This window comes from Desulfovibrio inopinatus DSM 10711, assembly GCF_000429305.1.
Classification (GTDB): Bacteria; Desulfobacterota; Desulfovibrionia; order Desulfovibrionales; family Desulfovibrionaceae; genus Alteridesulfovibrio; species Alteridesulfovibrio inopinatus.
On record NZ_KE386881.1, the window covers coordinates 1 to 16,952 of the forward strand.

The 16,952-nt window shown below is 48.2% G+C and carries 14 protein-coding genes; 9 read left to right on the plus strand and 5 right to left on the minus strand.

Annotation, left to right across the window (positions count from 1 at the left end):
* A partial coding sequence (locus G451_RS33915; protein ID WP_211236392.1) for a transposase occupies positions 1 to 167 on the plus strand: 167 nt, incomplete at its 5' end.
* A gap of 116 nt (positions 168 to 283) precedes the next feature.
* On the opposite strand, the gene G451_RS0124595 is transcribed toward G451_RS33915, so the two are convergent.
* Both G451_RS0124595 and G451_RS0124600 read right to left on the minus strand, forming a co-directional pair.
* Positions 284 to 2,785, minus strand: coding sequence for an ATP-binding protein (locus tag G451_RS0124595; RefSeq protein WP_027186314.1), 2,502 nt, complete (start codon positions 2,783 to 2,785; stop codon positions 284 to 286).
* 4 nt (positions 2,786 to 2,789) lie between these two features.
* Entirely contained in the window at positions 2,790 to 3,281 is a 492-nt protein-coding gene (locus G451_RS0124600; RefSeq protein ID WP_169727936.1) for an ABC transporter substrate-binding protein, read from the minus strand.
* Between the two features lie 365 nt (positions 3,282 to 3,646).
* Here G451_RS0124600 and G451_RS0124605 point away from each other — a divergent pair, with 365 nt between their 5' ends.
* From G451_RS0124605 to G451_RS0124625, 5 genes are all read left to right on the plus strand, one after another.
* On the plus strand, positions 3,647 to 4,330 hold the full coding sequence (locus G451_RS0124605; protein WP_027186316.1) for a response regulator: 684 nt from the start codon (positions 3,647 to 3,649) through the stop codon (positions 4,328 to 4,330).
* Between the two features lie 3 nt (positions 4,331 to 4,333).
* Positions 4,334 to 6,175 carry a HAMP domain-containing sensor histidine kinase gene (locus G451_RS31565; RefSeq protein ID WP_051261878.1) on the plus strand — a complete coding sequence of 614 codons (1,842 nt, stop codon included), beginning with the start codon at positions 4,334 to 4,336 and terminating at the stop codon, positions 6,173 to 6,175.
* 65 nt (positions 6,176 to 6,240) lie between these two features.
* Complete coding sequence (gene pstB, locus G451_RS0124615; protein ID WP_027186317.1) at positions 6,241 to 7,002, plus strand: phosphate ABC transporter ATP-binding protein PstB; 762 nt, start codon at positions 6,241 to 6,243, stop codon at positions 7,000 to 7,002.
* Between the two features lie 103 nt (positions 7,003 to 7,105).
* Complete coding sequence (phoU, locus tag G451_RS0124620; RefSeq protein ID WP_027186318.1) at positions 7,106 to 7,768, plus strand: phosphate signaling complex protein PhoU; 663 nt, start codon at positions 7,106 to 7,108, stop codon at positions 7,766 to 7,768.
* A gap of 150 nt (positions 7,769 to 7,918) precedes the next feature.
* Positions 7,919 to 8,782 carry an ABC transporter permease gene (locus G451_RS0124625; RefSeq protein ID WP_027186319.1) on the plus strand — a complete coding sequence of 288 codons (864 nt, stop codon included), beginning with the start codon at positions 7,919 to 7,921 and terminating at the stop codon, positions 8,780 to 8,782.
* Positions 8,783 to 8,892: 110 nt separating this feature from the next.
* Here the strand turns inward: G451_RS0124625 and G451_RS0124630 are convergent, their stop codons facing one another.
* On the minus strand, positions 8,893 to 9,210 hold the full coding sequence (locus G451_RS0124630) for a carboxymuconolactone decarboxylase family protein (protein ID WP_027186320.1): 318 nt from the start codon (positions 9,208 to 9,210) through the stop codon (positions 8,893 to 8,895).
* 329 nt (positions 9,211 to 9,539) lie between these two features.
* Here G451_RS0124630 and G451_RS31570 point away from each other — a divergent pair, with 329 nt between their 5' ends.
* The gene (locus tag G451_RS31570) at positions 9,540 to 11,129 is read left to right on the plus strand and encodes a SulP family inorganic anion transporter (RefSeq protein WP_034643999.1); all 1,590 of its coding nucleotides are present in this window, start codon (positions 9,540 to 9,542) and stop codon (positions 11,127 to 11,129) included.
* 120 nt (positions 11,130 to 11,249) lie between these two features.
* Here G451_RS31570 and G451_RS0124640 read toward each other — a convergent pair whose 3' ends face one another.
* Positions 11,250 to 12,863 carry a DEAD/DEAH box helicase gene (locus G451_RS0124640; protein ID WP_027186321.1) on the minus strand — a complete coding sequence of 538 codons (1,614 nt, stop codon included), beginning with the start codon at positions 12,861 to 12,863 and terminating at the stop codon, positions 11,250 to 11,252.
* A gap of 337 nt (positions 12,864 to 13,200) precedes the next feature.
* Positions 13,201 to 13,467: an RNA recognition motif domain-containing protein gene (locus G451_RS0124645; RefSeq protein WP_027186322.1), complete on the minus strand. Its 267-nt coding sequence runs from the start codon at positions 13,465 to 13,467 to the stop codon at positions 13,201 to 13,203.
* A gap of 1,302 nt (positions 13,468 to 14,769) precedes the next feature.
* On the opposite strand from G451_RS0124645, the gene G451_RS0124655 reads away from it, so the two are divergent.
* Positions 14,770 to 15,561, plus strand: a complete 792-nt coding sequence (locus tag G451_RS0124655; protein WP_027186324.1) for an ABC transporter permease — start codon at positions 14,770 to 14,772, stop codon at positions 15,559 to 15,561.
* Between the two features lie 151 nt (positions 15,562 to 15,712).
* On the plus strand, positions 15,713 to 16,657 hold the full coding sequence (locus G451_RS31575; RefSeq protein ID WP_211236389.1) for a sensor domain-containing diguanylate cyclase: 945 nt from the start codon (positions 15,713 to 15,715) through the stop codon (positions 16,655 to 16,657).
* Positions 16,658 to 16,952: the final 295 nt, after the last annotated feature.

Here is a 16,952-nt window from a genome sequence, read left to right on the forward strand (position 1 = left end):
ACAAATTTGAGGACTTAAGAAAGAGGTATTGGAAGGGGGTGCTTTGGAGCCCAAGTTATTTTGCCGCTTCTTGTGGGGGCGCTCCTCTTTCCGTAATGAGGCAGTACATAGAACAGCAACGCACACCCGCCTCAAGGCGGGAAGAGCGCCTTTCATCCCCTACCTGAAGGAAGGGGGCTTCTCGGCGTAAGAGGATAAAATGAAATGCCTTATTGTCTGAACCGGACACGCGGAGTGCTGTTTCTCTTTCTGTCTTCGCTCATCCGATGATGCAGCGCCCGGCCTAGTCGGGTAAAATGACGACACTAATTTCTTGGTGTCTGCTGAGACGATTCAAGTCGGCATCATGGCTCACCGAGGCCGGAATAAAAATGGTTCCGGCAAAACCGGATTCAACCTGGGCATAGAGCTCATCTTTCGTCATATAACTGACTCTGCCCGTACAAATCATAAACAACCGACTGGAGTGCTTCTCTCCATTGGTTTTCAGTACCATACATGGTCGGCTTGGGTCTCCCGGTCCATGAATGAGACTGGTGATAGTTTCAAGAAGCGTCTGTTCATTGAATGGCTTGATCAGCGTTGCATCCGCCACGGTATCTTCTCGCTCACGCACGGGAAGTGCCGAAACAACGATGACAGGAATATCTTTGGTCAAAGGATCGCTCCGCAAAAGCTTTATCGCTGTTGCACCGTCCATCCCCGGCATCATGAGATCCATCGTAATGAGGTCGGGGGACCACATTTTTGCAAGCTTTACGGCCAGCTCTCCATCTTCAGCCTGCATGACCTCGTACCCTTCTTCAGCCAAAAATTGCGTGAGATACGCTCGAACCGACGGTTCATCATCCACAACGAGAATTCGACCAGCATTCGTGTGCTCGGATTGTATTGACACAGGAGCTGCAACTGCTCCGTCAACCGTTTGCCCCACAGCAAATATCCGCTCATTCATGACGGTCCTTACGGGTATCGTAAAAGAAAAAACACTTCCTTGACCTTCAACACTTTCAGCCCAAATACGCCCGCCGTGACGCTCCACGATTTGACGACAAATCGTCAATCCCAACCCTGTGCCTTTGGGTTTTTCTTTAAGGGTATCACCAGCCTGTTTGAACTTTTCAAAAATGCTATCCAAATCTTTTTTCGCAATGCCAATACCGGTATCGGACACACTGACTTGAACAGACTTTTCTCGTCGTACAACGCGAACAGTCACAACACCATGTTCAGTGAATTTCACTGCATTGGAAAGCAAATTGATGACAACCTGAATAAGACGATCGCGATCACCCTCTATAATAGGCAAATCCGGTTCAATATCCGTCACAAGTTTCAAGCCGCGTTGTTTGAACAACGACAGGTTGGCTGCCGTCGCATGTTCAAGCAACTCGCCCACACGCAATGGCCGCATAACCCATTCAACCCGGCCAGATTCCATTTTGGCGATATCGAGGACATCATTGACAAGATCGGTAAGTCTGGTTCCTTCGGAAACAATAATATCAAGATTACTTTGAAGCTGTTCTACCGTTCGACGCGTCTTTGTATCCTCAGGTACAAGTGGAACGATTTCCTGTGTGAACTTCTTTTTGATCATCTTGGCAAAACCAAGCACCGATGTCAGCGGCGTGCGGAGTTCATGCGAGACAGTGGATATGAATTCCGTTTTCATTTTATCCACTTCTTTTTCAGCCGTGATATCTCGCACAACAATAACTGCCCCTACGCAAAGCGAGGCATGCGTACGACCTTCGGAATCCATCTGAATGCTCGTGGCCACGGCTTTACCAATCTTTCCGGCAGCGAGATTGACTTCAGCCGTCAAGACATCTCCGGCACATCCAGTTGCCCGTTCAGCTAATTCCGCCGTGGGCCCCGGAAAAATGTCGAAAACTTTTCGCCCTTTGACATCTTGGGAGCTCACACCGAAAAGGCTGAGAAATGCGGGGTTGAAATCCGTAATCTGCCCACGTGTATCCGTCACCATAAGACCATCGGCAAGATTATCCATAATGGCCCGCATATGGGCCAAAGCACCGTGTAGATCGGTTGTCGCTTCAGCTACATGGCCTTCCAATTCCGTGATGGACCGAGCCAATTCTTGCGCCATAGACTGCATGGTGCGGGCAAGTAAACCGATTTCATCATGAGACGAAATCGTCACATGGGCTGAAAAATCATGTTCACGCAGGCGTTGTGCATACCTGGTCAGTTCGCTCAGTGGCCGTGAGATCCCCTTGATAAGATAATAGAATACAAAAACAGAGAGACAAAATAGAACGACCATGAGCATTTCTTGTTTAATGATGGCGGCCCAAATATTGTGCTCAATAATTGCCATATCCATCCCGACGCGGACATACCCTCCCCCCCCTTCCAGAATGGGTGCTCCGATCTGTATGAAATCCCCATACCCATCAAGATGAACACGATGGGTTGCGATCCTGCCTTCCCGCCGCGCAACAAAAAACACTTCTTTCGGCACAGCAGGAACGAAGGTATGGGCAATAACGTCTCCCCCACTGTCTTCAACAAGGACATATCCGACCCCATTGATGTGCAACGACTCGTCAATTAATGCTTGCAGCCTGGCTGGGTCACGATTGAGGAGAGTTTCAAGACTCGTCAGAGCTATACTTTTGGCGATGGCTTCGCCTTTAGAAACAAACTCGGCCTTCAGGTTGTCGTAAATAAGCCACGCCGACAAGAATGCTGTAGCATTTGCCATAATACCAAACAGCAACACAATGGCGATAAGCATTTTACGAAATAATCTAGACATGACTTTATTGTTCAAAGGCGCTCCAATCGCCTACGGAGATAACGTGTCCGTCGCGTACCGTTACAAAAACAACACCGTCCCCCCCCTGATGGTTGGTTTCTTGGTGATGGGAAGCTCGAAGGTTGTAGACATAGTGCATATACGGCAACTTACGTTGCGGTTGCGGTCTGGAGAAAGGAAAAAAAAGACAGATTTGGTCCTGACTAAATGCTTTCAAGTGGGGAACAAGACGCGTTACTGTCGATATTCCGGCATAGTCAAACAGACAAAGAACGTACTCGTTGCGAGTACATGCAATAGTGCTTGCAAGAGCGGGATCAGGATCATACGAATCATTTCGGGCACGAATGGCAATACGTTGTCCCTTGATGCCGCCTTGAGCATTGACATAGTTGAAGTATGCCATGGACCCCCGATACAATACCATTGCGATACTTTGTGTCGATCCGAAGAATCCGACCGACATGCCCAGGAAAATAGTCCCGGAATCGGCCATAGAATTCCCGGGAAACACCATTGACACAAAAACGAGTGTGCAGAAAATAAACACACAACGCGACTAAAGAGCCTAGGCACTCCTTTCGAGAAGCCTATCGTCATCCATGTCAAAACAAAGAAAGTCAACGCACGGATACGATGTCACATGTTTATATTACTGCATTCACCATTATTTTCCAACGGAAATCCTCGTGATTTTTTTTCACGAAAATGACATAAAAAACATAAGATAAAGGCTCTACTTTACAATTGCGAATTGTTTCTCCACATACCATCGGGACTGTCACCTGAATGTAACACGAGAAACACTACGCCGTCACGGTACTGCGGCTATTTGACCACAAAACGAAACTGGAGGGACGCATGTCCGACAAGACCGTCCTCATTGTGGAGGATGACGAAGATATCCTGGAGCTTCTGGCGTATAACCTGCAAAACGCTGGCTTTTCACCTATAACAAGTCAAGATGGTCATGATGCCCTTGCGCAGGTGAAGCGTATCGCTCCCATTCTCATCATTCTCGATATCATGCTCCCTGGTCTGGATGGGTTCGAGGTGTGTAAAGAACTCAAAAGGAATTCAAAGACGTCGAATATTCCTGTAATCATGTTGACAGCACGTGGTGAAGAAGTTGATCGAATCGTCGGCTTGGAACTCGGAGCCGACGATTATGTCGTGAAACCGTTCAGTCCCCGCGAACTTATTCTTCGTGTTCGCGCCGTATTGAAGCGTGCAACACCCGAGACGCCACAAAAACAGTTCCTGCAACGTGGAGGTTTGAGTGTCGACCTGGAAGCCCATCGGGCAGAGCTTGATGGGCAGGAACTTGCGCTGACGGCAACAGAATTCAAACTTCTCTCCGAATTGTTCCGCAGTCAGGGACGGGTCCAAACACGAGACCAGCTTCTGAACACAGTCTGGGGATATGAATTCGAAGGCTATGCCCGCACGGTCGATACCCATATTCGTCGATTGCGTCAGAAGCTTGGCCCGTATTCAGAGATGGTGGAAACTGTCCGCGGCGTCGGATATCGGTTTAAGGATTAAATTGTGCCCCGAGGCATGTCTTTCGGTTCGAGGCTCCTTGTCTCTTTCCTCTTTGTCGTCGTGTTCGCGCTTCTTGGCCCGGCGCTTTTTTTGGTCGGTATTGTCAATGATCACGTCCAGCTCGACGCGGAGGCGACTGCGGCACGACAGCTCCATCTCATTCACCGTCTTGTCAGCCAACTCGATTCTTCGTCTGAATCCGATCCATTCAAGACTTTGAGCGATGTTGCCAAGGATTTCGGCGTCCGCATTCTTTACGAAGACACTTCAAGGCAAGCCCTTTTCGATACGGCGCATCCTCTTGCTGACACCACTCCCGAACCGCCTTTTTCTCCACCCAAGTCAGCCATCCGTACAGAGTTTGGCAATAACCAGGTCACCACGTGGATCATGCCCGAAGGACGCGATGAAATTGTTGTCGCACAATCGAAGTTTCCAGGAATACAACGTCTCGAACCCGGCATAATGACACTCACGATGCCGTTTTCTTCGCTGAGCGGCCCCTTGCATGAAGTCGCTGGCACGCTGTTCAGTGTTATTGGATTATCATTATGTTTAGGACTTGGTCTGAGTTACGTCCTCACACGACGTATACGCAATTCCATTCGCGAAATGATCGCAGTCGTTGAAGCCATTGGCCAGGGCCGTCGCAATAAACGCCTCAAATTCTACCCTGGCGAGGAGTTTGGAGCCATGGCGAAATCAATCAACACCATGGCTGATAACATTGAGATGCATCTCCGTGCCGTCATAGAACAAAAGATTCAGCTCGAAGCCATTCTCAACGGCATGCGAGAGGGCGTTATGGTCCTTGATCGAAAAGGACGTATCGCCGCGATCAATAAAGCCACAAATCGCATTTTCCCATCGATTCATAATAACGAAATGGGAAAGAAGCCCATTGAAGTGGTCGCAAGCCCCGATTTGCAAGCGGCATGCGACGAGCTTTATAACAAAGAGAACAATCCCCCTCACGTTTTGACGATTGAAATAGAGCCGGAAACCGATCGATTTTTCGATGTCAACCTTGTCAAACTCAAAGAATCTGAAGCCGGGCTCGGTGCGATTCTCGTCTTTCATGATTTGAGTGATTTTCGAAAAATGGAGAAAATGCGGCGCGACTTTGTCGCGAACGTCTCGCATGAATTGCGTACCCCGTTGACATCCGTCAAAGGGTATGCCGAAACGTTGCTCGGGGAAGCCGACACCCATCCACCGCATGTTCGACGCTTTCTTGAAATCATCCTCAAGAACGCCAACCACATGTCAAAGATGGTTGAAGACTTGTTGTGTTTAGCGCGCATTGAAAACGAAAAAGATGAACCAACAATTGCACGCATAAACGCTCGCGAAGCCCTGGCCGGCGCATGGCGAGAATGTGCGCTGCAAGCCAAAGAAAAGGATATCGACGTCACCATCGATCTCCCGGACAAGGGGGTCCCGGTTATGGCCGATTTCAATCAGGTGAGCCAAGTTTTTCGCAATCTCATTGAAAACGCGATTAAATACAGCCCTGCGGGTGAAAACGTAACGATTTCGTTTCATATTGTTAATGCCACTGTGATATTCCGAATACAGGATTCAGGGCCGGGTATCCCGGAAGAGGATCGAGAACGCATTTTCGAACGATTTTACCGCGTCGAACGACATCGAACAAAGACATCGGGCGGAACAGGACTGGGCTTGGCCATTGCGAAACATATTATTGACCGTCATGGCGGGCGTATATGGGTCGAACCAGCAGGACAAAACTGTTCAGGAGCGGCATTTCTCTTTTCTTTGCCGACGGCAAGTTCCCTCCCTGACTCCAAAGGCTCTCCTCTCGACCCCAGCCTTCAGTCGTAAACACGAACTATTTCTGGAAACAGACGAAACAATATTATCCCACAATCAGGAAAAAGGACACGCTCATGGCTCAAAACCTGAAAATGGCCGCCCGCTCACTTGATTTCTATTATGGGAGCTTTAAGGCCCTACAGGATATCAATCTCAGCATTTATGAAAATCAGGTTACCGCGCTTATCGGTCCCTCCGGCTGCGGAAAAAGTACTTTTCTTCGCTGTCTCAACCGAATGAATGACCTCATTCCAGGAACACGCGTTGTCGGAGAACTCACCCTGGACGGGAAAAACATCTACGACAGTGGCGTCGATGTTGTTGAACTCCGCAAACGAGTCGGCATGGTCTTTCAAAAGCCCAATCCATTCCCGAAAACCATTTTCGAAAATGTTGCCTATGGATTGCGGGTCAATGGAGTCAAAGACAACAACTTCATATCTGAACAAGTTGAACGCAGCCTGCGCGGTGCCGCTCTGTTTGATGAAGTCAAAGACCGCATTCACGAATCGGCTCTCGGTTTATCCGGTGGTCAGCAGCAACGTCTCTGTATTGCACGCGCCATGGCCGTCGAACCTGAAATTCTCCTCATGGACGAGCCGGCTTCCGCCCTGGACCCCATCGCGACGCAAAAAATCGAAGAACTCATCCACGAGCTCAAACAGAACTACACCATCATTATCGTCACACACTCGATGCAACAAGCAGCCCGCGTCTCCGACATCACGGCCTTCTTTTATATGGGCAAACTCGTTGAAGTGGACAATACTGAAACCATTTTCACCAGACCTTCGAACAAGCAAACAGAGGATTATATCACAGGCCGTTTTGGTTAAACATTCTCCACTTATTAACGAGGAATTCTTGCGGGTTTTTTTCTTCACGTATATGAAGAAATAAAGACGATAAACTCAGAACCCGAATCTCTCGGGAGGTACAATGGAAACCCATTTTCACGCACAACTCGCCGAACTCAAGGTCAAAATTCTTCACATGGCAGCTCTGACCGAACGAGCCATTGAAAAATCACTGAAAGCCTATCGTGACAACGATCCCATTTTGGCCAAGCAAGTTATCGATAGCGACATCGATATCAACAAAATGGAATGCGAAATCGACGAGGCATGCCTGAAATTGCTTGCTCTGGATCAACCTGTAGCCCAAGACTTACGATTTATCGTAGCCTGCATGCGGATGATTATCGATCTTGAGCGCATTGGCGATGAAACCGTCAATATCAGCGAACAGCTCATTTTCCTCGCACGTTCCCCGAAAGAACCGATACCGAAGCTTGTCAATGACCTTGCCGAAGTCGTTTCATCCATGTTCCATCAGGCTATTGACGCCTTTAAAAACAAGGATGCCGAACTGGCGAGCACCGTCTGCACCAGGGACACTGAGGCTGACCAGCTCAACGCACAGTATCTCAAAGAGTCCATTGACACTCTGAACACCGACTGCCCCAGTCTTGAAAGCTTCATTCATAAACTCAACGTATCACGTTCATTGGAACGCATCGGTGACCAAGCCACTAACCTCGCCGAAATGATCATCTTCATGATCAAAGGTGTCAGCATTAAACATCATTGCCAGCCGTTCTAAGGATTTCTCTTTTCCAACGCCGACACGCGGCCGGGCAAAACCGGCCGCGATCCATGTCTCCACTTTCCTTCTTCACGCGACCGGGATATACATTTATCGTGTATATGATCTTTGAATTTTCCCCATATCTATTCTAAAATCCGTGACATCATGACGCGCACCCGGCTCCTTCTCCATTTTACTCCACTTGGGGTACCATTTCTTCTGCTCTTTCTCGGGGGATTTTCATTAACTGTTGCACAATCGTTCGGCTGGTTTACACCGCTCACGTTCACTGCCGACCGATTTGATGGATACCTCCGTCTGCTCTCTCCTTCCTTTTTAGAATCATTCCTCTTCACTGTGTATGTCGCTTTTACTTCAGCGTTTCTCGCCACGGCAGGAGGTGCCATACTCGCCTGGGCGATTTGGAGCCTTCCCACATGGATGCAACGAAGCTCAAATTTCTATAAAACCTCGCTCGTTCTTCCGCATATTGCTGTTGCATTCATTGTGATGACGTTGTTTGCCAGGTCCGGCGTTATATCCTCGCTGGCTCACGCCTTGGGTCTGATTTCTTCCATGCGTGAATTTCCGTCTATTTTGTATTCTGGCAACGGGCTTGGTCTTATCCTTGCTTATATCTATAAAGGGCTTGGATTCTCAATACTTATGACACACACAGCACTCTGTGGATTAGACCGTCGGCTCCCCATTGCGGCTCGTATGCTTGGAGCCGGCCGTGTCCGTATATTCTTTACCGTTATTGCTCCACACATGGCACCCGCTTTGAACACCGCGTTCCTTATTTTGTTTCTCTATGCGTTCGGCGCATTCGATATCGCTTCTCTGCTCTCCGAGAGCCGTCCGGCAATGCTATCCATCGATATTTACAATCTTTACTTCAAGCGTGATCTCGTGAACCGACCGGCAGCCATGGCCATGCTTGTCAGCATGTTTTTTTTCTCCACGCTTTTCATCGCGTTTTACGTCAAAATTGCTCGTTCAATACATGGCCAAGGCCGTAAGCTCTAACGACGCTCCACACACATCGCTTTTTAATGTATATAACACATGCCATTGATGACACTCTGCCGGCATCAATCAATAGAATGCAGAGGTATAGAAAACGTCTCTTGAATCGTTTACGGAGTCGGACAAAGAATGTCATCAATCCATGTCAATGCTGCTGCAACCGTTGGGTAACCAATAGTTGGCGTCAACAAAATAATAGCATGACGAATCTCCTCATCCGTACATCCTGACTTAACGGCCCGTTTGGCGTGACTATGAACGGCACCTTCTGATCGTAATACAGCCGCAGCAGCAATTTGTATGAGATGGGCTGTTTTTTCATCGATCGGTCCAGCTTCTTTCGCTGCGTCTCCAAGAACTTTAAGCGCATCCATATACTGTGGATAACGCTCTTGCATCTGTGCAAAAAATCTCGGCTTCTTTTCCATAGTAACCTCACTTTAATTTATCCTTTTATATCAGCCTACTGCTACAAAATGCATGGGAAAACATGCACAAGCATACATTTCCCCCATTGCCGGTTGGATACAACAAGCGTATAGCACGTGCTTTCCTGATAAGATACGGCTATGGCTAGCTCAAAAAACTCTCACACAGAGTATTCGGGCTTTGACAGACACAACAACGATCCCAGGCGCTTACAGCGCACCTTTCGCGACGCTCACGGTTTGTGTCCCCCACTTGGCACCTCCACCCCTACGCCGCAATCGCGCGCTCGAATTCACACCGGAATCGTAATTTTCAAGGAGAACATACGGTGTCGTTTTTTCAGTCTATTCGAGGAGACATTTTCGGCGGTTTAACAGCTGGTGTCGTCGCCTTGCCCCTGGCACTCGCCTTTGGGGTGGCATCCGGAGCCGGAGCAGCAGCAGGTCTTTACGGTGCGGCAGCGCTTGGCCTTTTTGCCGCGATTTCCGGAGGAACCAAAACACAGATTTCCGGCCCAACCGGCCCCATGACTGTTGTTGCCGCTTCGGCACTCCTTGCTTTTCAAGGGGATCTTACCGCTCTCATGGCGGTCGTTTTTGTCGCCGGGGCGATTCAGATAGCCCTAGGGTGTTTCAAGCTGGGTGGTGTGGTTAAATATATTCCCTATCCCGTCATTTCCGGCTTTATGAGTGGTATCGGGGTCATTATCATTTTACTTCAGCTTCCTCCTCTTCTTGGTGCAGCTGCGGTCAGCTCTCCGGTCAATGCCGTCCTCGCGCTGCCTGATGCTTTGGCAAACCTCAGAGTAGGGAGTCTGTTTCTTTCTCTTGTCAGCTTAGGTATTGTTTTTTTTATTCCTGCTCGAATATCGCGTATCATTCCTTCACCGCTTATTGCCTTGCTTGTCGGCACCATCATTGCCGTCGTGTTCGGTATCAATTGTGATGTGATTGGAGCAATTCCAGCGGGTTTGCCTGATATCCATTTTCCCGGTTTTTCTTTCTCAGATTTCCCCCAAATTCTTGGCTTTGGCGTTGCTTTATCCCTCCTCGGTGCAATCGATACATTATTGACGTCAATTGTTGCCGACTCCATGACCAAAACCAAACACAACTCCAACCGAGAACTTATCGGGCAAGGCATCGGAAATATGATATGTAGCCTTGTCGGCGGGTTGGCCGGTGCCGGGGCTACCATGCGCACGGTCGTCAACATCAAGGCCGGAGGCTCAACACGCATTTCAGGCGTCATTCATGCCCTGTTCCTGTTAGCAGTGCTCCTCGGCCTGGGGCCGCTGGCCGCTCATATTCCCATGCCGGTTCTCGCTGGCATTCTTATGAAAGTCGGTGTTGATATTCTTGACTACCGTCTCTTCCAAGTTGCCCGCCGTGCACCGAAAGCCGACCTCACCGTCGCTGCTGTGGTTTTTGGCATCACGGTTTTTGTGGACCTCATCATTGCTGTTTTCGCCGGTGTTGCCCTGGCCTCTCTCTTTGTAACGTGGCGCGTGGCTAAAGCTACAGACATTCAAATCAGCGAGTCGCCTGAAGACGAAACCCAACTTGATATCGAACGACGCCTCCAAAAAGAATCCGACTACCAAATTCGCGTCGTCAGCGTCCGTGGCCCCTTCTTTTTCGGATCCACCGCACAAATGCAAGATAAGATAGACAATCTTCTTGGTTGTAAAGTTATCGTCATCGACTGTTTATCGGTTCCATTTGTGGATATCTCAGCAGTGTTCGCACTGTGCGAAATGATGGAAAAACTCTTGTCCACGGGAATTCAACCTCTCATCGTCGCCAGCCCAGTCATTGAAAAACGTATTTCCGAACTTGGCTGTGCCACTGTTCTCGGAGACCGCTATATAACGAACAGCATCGATGAAGCATTTGAAACGGCGAAAGAGTTTATTTAAATGAGGTGAGACTCTCGCAGACAGGGAGATAGAAAAAGGGAGGGAACGGAAGCGTCTTCGTATTTAAAACGAGACGCTCCCGTTTCCTCCCTCTTGAAGTCAGAATAAAGAAAAACTCAATTAGCCAACGCTAACAAGTCCTTTCTCGGCGGTGTTGAGGCTCTTGACAACTTTGTCGGAATGAGCAGCCGGGACGGTGAAAACAGAGTCATTACGTCCGACTTTGACGTGTTGGATGCGGTATCCATGAATTTGAGCGGTATCGCTGATGTACGCGACAAGTTTCGCTGGAGTCATGCCATGCGCACGCCCAACTCTGGCACGCAAACGAACACGATTGGGACCGGCCAATGCATGTTGTCCGGGACGATTCGAATAGCCGGGACGGTCAGAATAGCGCGGTTGCCGGGCTCTGCTCGGATCAGGAATATCACGATACCGAGAGGGATCAAGGCTATCGCCATGCACCATGTGCAGCAAAGACGCAACGACATCTGCGGCGTCGTGGTCTTTCAAAATGCCCTGCGCCTGCTCCAGAAGACGGGTATATCGCTCTGAAATAAGAAGCTCTTCCAGGCTGGTCACAGCAGCAGCTTTTTTCGCTGCGACAATTTCCTCGCCTCGCGGCAATGATTTTTTCTCAATGCGAACGCGGTTGCGCTTCGCCAAAAACATTAACTTGCGAAATTCCGAGGGATTGATCAAAGAAACGGCAACGCCCTGTTTTCCGGCACGACCCGTACGACCAACACGGTGTGTGTATGTTTCAGGTGTACCAGGCAAGGCAAAATTGACGACATGCGTCAAATCAGGCACGTCGATTCCTCGCGCAGCCACATCAGTGGCGACGAGTATGGTTGTCTTCCCATTTCGGAACGCCGAAAGAATAGCTTCGCGGCGTGATTGCGACAAATCCCCGTGAATCGGTTCGGCTGGATAACCGCGCTCGCTCAAGCGATCAGCCACTTGATCGGCGTCAGCTTTCGTACGGCAAAATACGAGCCCGAAGAAATCCGGAGCGGCGTCGATGACACGGCACAGCGCTTCAAATCGATGATGCTCGGACATTTCGTGAAAAATATGCCGGATACGGGGCAGTGATCCAGAATCGGCATCGGCCGAGACCACAACATGATCGTGCATGCATGTTTTCGCCACTGACATAACATCGGCAGGCATGGTCGCAGAAAACAGTAATGCACGGCGATTAGGGCCTGCATTATCCAAAATAGTACGAACGTCATCGATAAAGCCCATGCTACACATTTCATCGGCTTCATCGAGTACAAAAAAGTCAAGCTTGTCGAGCTGCAAAGTCTTTCGCTCAAGGTGATCCAGAACACGTCCTGGCGTTCCAACGACAATATCGACTCCACGAGAAAGTCCTCGCAATTGCGCGGTCATGGACTGTCCACCATACACAGGCAGGAGTCGCACAGGCCGACCGTGCGCAAGCTCGCGCACTTCTCGACAAACTTGCAACGCAAGTTCGCGTGTAGGCGTTAAAATCAATGCCTGAACATGACCGGCTTCAGGGGTAATACGCTCGAGAATAGGCAACGCAAACGCTGCGGTCTTACCTGACCCAGTCATCGCTTGACCGACGATATCGGTGTTGCCTGCCAAGAGCAGAGGAATCGTTTTCGCTTGAATGGCGGTAGGGGACGTAAACCCTTTTTTCGACAGGGCTTCGAGAGCAACTTCGGACAGGCCGAGTTCCATAAATGTCTGCATGATATCCTTGCGGGAAAAGCGACGCGGATTCCACGGCAAGCGGCCGTGCACGCGTCCCCTTTCTGGTTTTGGGTGATACTAGAGGGAAGGAAAACTACACAATTCCGGCAGCTTTTATCATAGGCCGGGAAAGGGCCGTTTCAAAACGGCATGGGACGGTCCAGGAAAAGCAGCGGGGCAGCACCGTTTACACGGCGCACTAACTCACTTTAGGGAGCAAAAAATCCTATAAGTCAAAACCCGAAGAAAAGCAACCTTCGAAATCAGACTTCAGGAACGTCTTGCTCCCTTTCTTTCTGCGACGCTCAATGCGTCTCTACATCAAAGCCGAAAAAAACTACCAGCGCGGTCCACGGTCCGGTTTGGGACGAGCTTCGTTCACTTTGATGTTACGGCCGCCAAAGTTGCTGCCATCAAGATTTTTGATGGCTTCCAAAGCGCCCGCATCTTCCATTTCCACGAAGCCAAAGCCACGAGGCCGACCAGTTTCCCGGTCATTTATAAGTTTAACAGACAACACTTCACCAAATTCCGCAAACGCATCACGCACATCGTCTTCGGAAGCACTCCAAGGCAGATTGCCGACATACAAATTCTTCGCCATGTTCCCTAACTCTTTTCCAGTAAACGTGAAGTTCAAACAGTTTCCCAAAAGCCTTATCCCATATTCAAAGTCATGCTAAGAGGCACGACGTAATGCAGCCTTTGAGGCGACGGCAAAATCCTGCCCGGAAGGGCTCTGTGAGACGTATCGCTTTGACGTGCTTGCGCGGCAATGCATTGTTATTTTGCTCCAAGTTGAACATCGTAATGCTCAAATTTAGATAGAAACGTCTTGTACACCTATCAAGTCTTTTCTCTAAAAACAAGTCCTTTGCAGCTTTTTTCTTTCCTTCATCTTGAGCATTTTTTCACATGCAAACACAAACAAGAACTATCTCAAAAAAAACACTCTTTTGCCTCTCCTTTCGAGAAATTGTGTTTCTATAAAATCATTATAAATACGGCATACGTATCCTGGTCTCGGTTCCAGAGGAAGGCAAAGCGCTTTGGCCTTATATACCCATGAGACACCAGAAAAACTCGCGTGCATGAATACTTCACCACATTTTTCAGGCATTATTATTCTTATTGACAATGGAGAAGAATCGAATGAGTCACAGTGACTGTAAATTGTGTTTCCAGCTCCTCACCACAAGAATTGTGTATTTTCATCCGTATGTAACGACATCATGCCGTAGATACTTCCTGCTTCTGACTGGATATTCAGGTCCATTGAAAGAAAGGCACGCGGACACCTATCTTCAAGAACGATATGGCACGGCGTTGTTTGTTGATGATACCAAATCGAAAGCCTGGATTGACGGAAAATTTCTCAAAGCCTTTTCAAATAACGATACAGCTTGCCATGGCAATGTGTGCGTGAAGATCGCAGGTTCATCAAATGTGCTGCACCAATCATCATCGGGTATTTCACAAATCCGATCATACTCGAAACGATTCCAAAATTTGGAATCTCTCATCATACCTTCAGCACCAAGCCCCTTCACTCCGCTTCATTCCGGGAAAAAACGCACGCCTTCGCATTATGACGTCAAACGAAACAAGACACATCATTATTCGGAGAATAGACACATCCGAGACTATTCAAACCGAGGTTGAAGCCTCGGGATGCGGTATCGAAACCGAATAGCTCAATTGTATCCCTGATCAATTCCCTCTCCTCAGACTGTCCCCTATAACGTCAAAATATCGAATATGGGACTCGGACTTGCCATAAGCCGATAAATCATCGAATATTACGGCGGAACATTCAACGCAACATCTACGCCCGGCAAAGGCTGCTCCTTTTCAGTGTATTTGCCACTCTACCACCTCTTGTGACCGAACGGGCTCAAAACGATTCATGAAAATACGCGACATTATTTTTTTGCTTGTTCTCGGATTGCTCTTTCTCATCCCATTATTTGTTTTAGGCGTGTCAGCATTGGCTCCTGGATGGCGCTTCCCGAACGTTATTCCGAGGGAATATACCATGCGAGCGCTCACAACGATATGGGAACTACGGATCGCAATCGGTCGCAGTTTACTGTTTTCGCTCCTGTATTCCTTCGCCACTGTCGCGACAACATTCGTCATGTGTCTCTACCCAGCCAAAGCCTTAGCGTACGAGAATTTCCGCTTCAAACCACTCCTTGAGGGGATGCTGCTAGCACCCGCCCTTGTCCCATCCATGACGTTTTCAATGGGAATTCATCTTGCTTTTTTACGAATAGGACTCGCGGATACATTTATTGGTGTTGTATGCGTGCTCTCGCTATTCAGTTATCCATACATGCTCCGGGCCTTGTGCCAAGGTTTTGAGACATTCGGTAACCGTTTTGCACTCTGTGCCCGCAACCTTGGTGCGAGCCCACTTCGTGTCCTTGTACTCGTGGAGCTTCCATTGCTTGTGCCCTCCATCATTGCCGGTGGAAGCGTCGTCTTTCTCGTCGCATTTTCCGAATACTTTCTCGTCTTTCTCATTGGAGGCGGTATTGTCCCTTCATTTGCAGGATACTTATTTCCGTTCCTGAACTCATCGGATCATGCAACAGCATCAGCACTAACACTGCTTTTTTTTCTCCCTCCCATCCTCCTCTTCACAGTTGTCCAATTCTTGACACACCGTATTTACCGTCGTCGTGGTATATATTGAACGACGTCTAGGCATCGCTGCAAAAGATGACTTTCCAAAAAGTTCAAGCTATATAACACATATTGCTGCTTTGACGACATCAAATATCAATACAATTATTTTCGATAGAGCACGACTCCCTCTCGAATTTGTGCACACTGGAGTTCGTATAATGCAAACAATGCCGCATGGCTTTTATAAAAATTTACTCGATAATCTCCATGATGGCGTATATTTTATCGATATCGATGGATACATTACCTATTGGAACAACGGAGCAGAACGACTTACAGGATATTGCGCCAATGACGTCATTGGCAGCCGATGTAGCGATGGCCTATTAATGCACGTCACGGAAGATGGAGATTGTCTCTGTGGAAACAAATGCCCCCTTGGAGCGACAATGCGAGATGGAAAATCGCGAAAAACAGAAGTATACCTTCACCATAAGGACGGTCATCAGATCCCGGTAAGTGTCAGAAGCAGCCCTATTTACGATGACACAGGAAAGATTCTCGGAGCAGTAGAAATTTTTTCAGACAATACTTCGAAGCTTGCAGCCCTGACGCGTGTTGATAAACTCATCACGGAAAACCTTACCGACCCACTTACAAAAGTTGGAAATCGCCGTTTTACAGATATTACATTACACAGTCGATTTGATGAGGTACTACGATACGGCTGGGATTTCGGCATTCTCTTTATCGATATTGACCACTTCAAAATGATTAACGACACATACGGGCATACGGTTGGAGACGATGTCCTCTGTATGGTGGCAAAAACTCTGCAAAATTGCATTCGCTCTTTTGATTTTATCGGTCGCTATGGAGGAGAAGAATTCATTATTCTGCTACCAAATGTCAATCTTGACACACTGAATCTCATAGCCAGACGATGCCGTAACCTTGTTCAATCCTCGTCTATCGAGCGAGACAATACAAGAATCCGCGTCAGCATTTCTATTGGTGGTACACTCTCAAGAGAAAACGATACGCCCCAAACAATAATAAATCGGGCCGATAGCCTCATGTACAAAAGCAAACGGTCTGGGCGAAACTGCATCACACTCGATAAAGTCGAAGCGTGTCGTTATTTACCTGCAAACGAGACTTAAAGGAGAGCATATCCCCCTAGTCATTCTCCCCCAAATAATGTACATTATGTACAAATTACATTTGAAATAAACTGGGAAGGATGTAACAGGTGTTTAACAGTATTACTATTTCCATTTTAAATTTTTGCAGTAGTAAGTCAACAAGTAGACTCCTACAATCTTTTCCACAATATATATCAAACTTTAGTCTTGAGTCAGGAATAAAGTGCTCCATCATTGTGAGGAACAACGGAAAATCCCATGAAATGATGGACTTCTTTTCTGACATCAAATCAGTACACGAAAAATTTCCGCA